Origin of the sequence: Paraburkholderia sp., assembly GCF_035656215.1 — a bacterium.
Classification (GTDB): Bacteria; Pseudomonadota; Gammaproteobacteria; order Burkholderiales; family Burkholderiaceae; genus Paraburkholderia.
The window spans coordinates 1-4805 of sequence record NZ_DASRSY010000049.1; the positions used below are offsets into that span (position 1 = coordinate 1).

A 4805-nucleotide genomic window follows, 5' to 3' on the forward strand; every position below is an offset into this window, starting at 1 on the left:
GGCTGCGAGCCAGCTGACTGCCCTGGACGGCCTTCTCAAATTCACCAGCGTCGTCGCTGATCACGGTCACGCGTTCATCGCTCGCCACACCGTTCCGGCTGAGGAACTGATCGAGTCGCGCTGCAGCCGAGGTGACCTCCCTGTGCACATACGCATACAGTTTTGGAGGACCATCGGTGAACGTCGCCCGCCCGGCGACGATATTCACGTGGCGGCCGGGGCCTCTCCCTGAGTCGCAATTTCGCAGCCACGCCGAGTCGACGCTCACGGCCGCGACATGGCTGGATTTGCGAACCTGAACGTCTGCAACGGTCTGGGGCAGCTTCGCGATGTCACGCTCGATATCAGTGTCGAGCTGCTTTCCAATGTCGAGAATCCGATTCCGGATGTCGCTCGCCGAGATACCCTTGTCCAGCGGCAGCACTTCCTTGAGCATGGCCGCGGTCTGCCGGTATGGCAAATGAGCTGCCCACTTCGTCTGGAGGTATTCCAGCTCCGGAGTGACACGCCAGCTTAGGTCTTTGGACAGAGGATGTACCACATGCTGTGGCGTCCGCGCAGTCCGCTGGCAAGCACACGACCACAGCCGCGGACTCTTCACCGTCACCTTTGCCGTAGAAGGTGCGCAGCACCGTCGAGCGGCTGTCCTTGTGGTTCAACGCCGCACCGCAACTCCGACAATGGGTCTGGCCTGAGAGCCACGACACCTGTTTCGAAATGAGATCGGCCTGCACCTTTGCCAGCAGCGACCGCCCTTCCGCGAGAGTCAGGCCCAGTTCGGCAAGACAGTCGTCAGGGCGCTCAATCACCGCCAGAACTCCGTCACCTTCCCCGACCGTATCATTGTCTGCGTCGGCCAACCTTGCTTCGATGATCAATCGCATGGCTTGCTCCCACCGTTGCGAGACCGATCAGCCTACTCCAGACAAACCCGATGCCGCTACCGGAAGCACAAGCGGCCCTCCTTGCGAGCCTCCCCAACTTTTGCGCGCTCTCCAAGGATTCGCGGACGGCCGCCCCGACAGAGCATCGTGTGACGCGTCGCCATCTCCTTTACAGGCTGTTTGACTATAAGGAAGAGTGGTTGCTTTCGAATAACACGGCTGCGACATTGTTCGGCACAAAGACGACACGTTGTGACGGTTACCGTGAGGGATTCGCGACTTGGGTGCAATGGACAGAGAAACATGTCGCGGACAAACCCAGGCTCGACATGAAAATTAAGTGGACCGGGAGCTGCGGTACGTTCGACCTGGCTCTTTTCATCGAGGAGCGACGTAGCGCGGATGGAAGCGGATCGAATGCGCGAGAACGCTTTCCGATAAAGCAACGCTCGAGGCCGCGAACCGATACGCGGCGCGGCGAAGAATGCGAGCGCGCCAGTGACCGGGGCGCGGTAAGCCGCGTCAGGCCGCGCTTTCACGCTCCATGCGCTGGTCATCATTGCCGCGGCGCAGTGTCTGCTGTGCATTCAGATAGCGTGTGAGCTCGGTATTAGTCACGAAGCTCGCGGCGGAGGAGGCCGCGAGAATGTCTTCGGCCTCTTGCGGTTTCGCGATCGCGAAACCCTGCACGTAGTCGACGCCCAGTTCATTCAGCGCGCGCAAGGTCTCGAGGTCTTCGACCCATTCGGCGATGCTGCGCATGCCGAGATTGCGTGCGAGGGTAATGATCGCCTCGATGATCGCGATGTCGGCCGGATGGTTACACATCGTGCGCACAAACTCGCCGTCGATTTTTAGTGCATCGGCCGACAGCGTCTTGAGGTAACGCAACGATGTCTGCCCCGCGCCGAAATCGTCGATCGCGATCTTTGCACCCATGTCGTGGACGCGCGCGATGAAGCGCTCCGTATGCTCGAGATCGTGCAGCGCGACGCTTTCGGTGATTTCGATGCACAGGTAATGCACGACGTCCTCGTGACGCGAGAACAGCGCGAACAGCTCGTCGAGGAAGGCTTCATCGTTGAGCGAACCGCCGCTCAGGTTCACGCACACGAAGCAGGTGGTGGAGAGCGACGCGCGGTTCTCGCTGAGCCATGCGAGCGTTGTTGAGAGCACCCAGCGGTCAATCGCGACGATGGTGCCGGAGTCCTCGGCGGCGGCGATCAGCTTCGCGGCGGTCGCCACCGAGCCGTCCGGCATGCGCAGGCGCAGCAGCACCTCGAAGTCGAGCGCTTCTGCCGGCGTGCGCATCGACATGATCGGTTGCATCACGAGGAACAGCCCTTCGGGCAGCCGGCTCTGTCCCAGCGCCTCGACCAGATTGATCTCGGCGGCGCGCTCCTCGAACGCCGGCGCGCCCTTGCGCAGTGCGACGAGCCGCGCATTGCCGCCGCGTTTCGCGGCGCGACACGCGCGGTCGGCATAGGCGAGGGCGTCGAGGACCCGCTCACCTTGCGAGCACTCGACTACGCCGATCGATCCTCTGATCTGGAACGCTCGCGTGTCGACATGAACCGGTGCGGAGTTCAACGCCGTGACGAGTTCACGGCAGCGCGCGATTGCATCGTCGATCGCCATGTTCGCGAGCACGCACACGAATTCGTCACCACCGATGCGCCCGATCGGCACGTCGGAACCGAGACGCTCGACGAGGCGCGCAGCGACGTGCCGAAGTATTTCGTCGCCGGTCCCGTGGCCGAACAGGTCGTTTAGCAGCTTGAAGCGGTCGAGATCGAGATACGCGAGTGCCCACGGGCCGCTTTCGCCGCTCTGCCGGCCGATTGCATGCTCGATGCCGCGACGGTTCAGGAGACCGGTGAGTGGGTCGTGCTCGGCCAGGAAGTGCAGCCGCTCCACCGCTTTCGAGCGGTCCGTCACGTCCTCGAGCGAGCCTTCGATGAAGCCGTTCGCGCGAATCGCCCGCAGCGAGTAGCGCCGGGCCTCTGTCTTCGTGCCGGCTGTGCCCTCGATTTCGATCGACGCCGAGTCGTCGCGCTCCAGGAGCTCACCAAGCGCGCGCTCGGCGCCCGGGGCGAAATAGTCGGCCCAGCGACGCGTACCCTGGTGCTGTTGAGCCAGGCCCAGCATCGAGTGCAGCGCCGGATTGGCGCGGACGAAGGCGCTGTCGCCGTTCAGCGTGAAGAGGCCGATAGGCGTGACGTCATACGTGTTGCGCAGCTCGATCTGCATTTGCCGGCGGCCCTCGCGCTCTTCGCGCATACGTTCAGCAATGGCGAACGCACAAAGCATGCTCGACGACAGCGCCGTCACTACGGGGCTCAGCGCACCCGCCAGCGCTTTCACGCCTAACGCGGCAGCGAGCACTTGCGACAGCGTCGCGAACAGCACGATGGCCATTGACGCGACATACCAGAGCACGGTCCGCGAGCGCGCTTTGATGAACAACTGTACGAGGAAGTAGGTCAGCACCAGTATGCAGAAGCTGGCGCAGGCCCACAGCACCGGAATGAAGTGCGCGTAACTCAGCGTAAACGCGGCGACCATTAGCAGGCAGCCGCCATACCGCACGGCGTGCAGGCTCCAGCGCAGGCCGATTGCTTTCAGCTCGCGGCGAAACAGCTCCACAAAGAGCGTCGTGGTCAGCACGTAATAGGAAGCGAACGTGAATTCCCGCAAAAGCGCGATATGGTCGGGCGGGATGAGCCAGCCCATCCATTCCGTATCGAAGCCCATTGCGTTGGCGCTCAACCGGAGGTTGCCGACGAGCCAGGCGGCAAAGATCACGTAAGTCCATTCGCGATTGATGATTGCCGTCACGAACACGAAGATCGCGAGCGTCAGCAGGCCGCCGGTGATCAGCGACGCGCTCTGGTTGAAGCCGAGGGCGGATACCTCGAGCTTGTCGGCGTTCGTTGCGGATGCGGTGATGTACGCGGGTCCGGAGAAGGTGCCTCGGCACAGGATCTGCGCGTGGGGGACGTGCTCGTCGAGCCTGAGCGCAAAGCCGGCCTTGTTGGCGCGCATCTTGCCGCTCGTGCCGTGGCGGTCGGCCGCGCCGAGCAGCGTCAGGACGGGGCCCGTCCGCCAGCAGGAAAGCGTCTGCGCGTGCCGCGACGGCAGGTCGATGAATGTGGGGCCTTCACCGGCGAGAGCAGGCGCGGTGAGCATGAACCAGAAGGGCGTTTCCGCGAGATGGGTGCTGAAACGTGCAGTGGGCGCGGTGTCGCGTAGGCGGGCAATGGCGGTGGCGGGTGGCAGTGTCGCCGACGGATCCGCAATCGCAGGAAAGCTGAGCGTGACCGTTCCCGTCGTATCGAATTGACGCGGCGCCCAGAGCATGACTGCGATGCTGCCAAGCACGATCACAAATGGCGCGACGTATACCGAGAACCGGTGGAAAGCCCAGCCAGTCAACCGGTCCCGCAACGCCCACTTAACGCGTGTCATTTGCTGCCCTTTCCCCAATGACTTCATTCTCGATTTCATTGCGATGCTGCGACAGTGAGCAGCGAAAGCACAACTACGCTGACGCCACCGACCTCTTGTCCGCCCGAAAGCCTTCGGGCGGACACCTTGCCTTACGTTTCGCTCAGCGGCCGCAGACGACTTGAGACGCTGCCCGGTAGAGCGCCGCAATCAGTACCGTAGTCGGCTTCACCCTGCTTTGATGTGCCGTTGATGTCAATGTCGATGTGATCCGTCTCAAAAAAGAATCCGTAGAACGGGTGATTAACCTTCGCCCAGCGCTGACGGACTAAAGCAACCGGTTTCGCCATCACCCGGTGTGGCAACCCGCCAACATGCGCCATCGGCAGGAACTCGTTTTCGCCGTATACATCGCCGAACAGCATCGCTTCGTATTCCCGATCGAGCGGTGAACGCGCCGTAATTAACATCCAG

2 protein-coding genes and 1 pseudogene are annotated in these 4805 nt (G+C 62.5%); all 3 read right to left on the reverse strand.

Going from position 1 to position 4805, the window contains the following annotated elements:
• Positions 1-436 (reverse strand): hypothetical protein (locus VFE81_RS02575; protein WP_325043092.1); only part of this gene is annotated, 436 nt, incomplete at its 3' end.
• Between the two features lie 970 nt (positions 437-1406).
• The gene (locus VFE81_RS02580; RefSeq protein WP_325043093.1) at positions 1407-4352 is read right to left on the reverse strand and encodes a putative bifunctional diguanylate cyclase/phosphodiesterase; all 2946 of its coding nucleotides are present in this window, start codon (positions 4350-4352) and stop codon (positions 1407-1409) included.
• A gap of 131 nt (positions 4353-4483) precedes the next feature.
• Positions 4484-4805, reverse strand: a pseudogene (locus VFE81_RS02585) (hypothetical protein); the annotation flags it as partial.

Excerpts from the sequence above, each read along its gene's own strand:
- VFE81_RS02580 (WP_325043093.1), bottom strand. The coding sequence starts at position 4,352 with ATGACACGCGTTAAGTGGGCGTTGCGGGACCGGTTGACTGGCTGGGCT.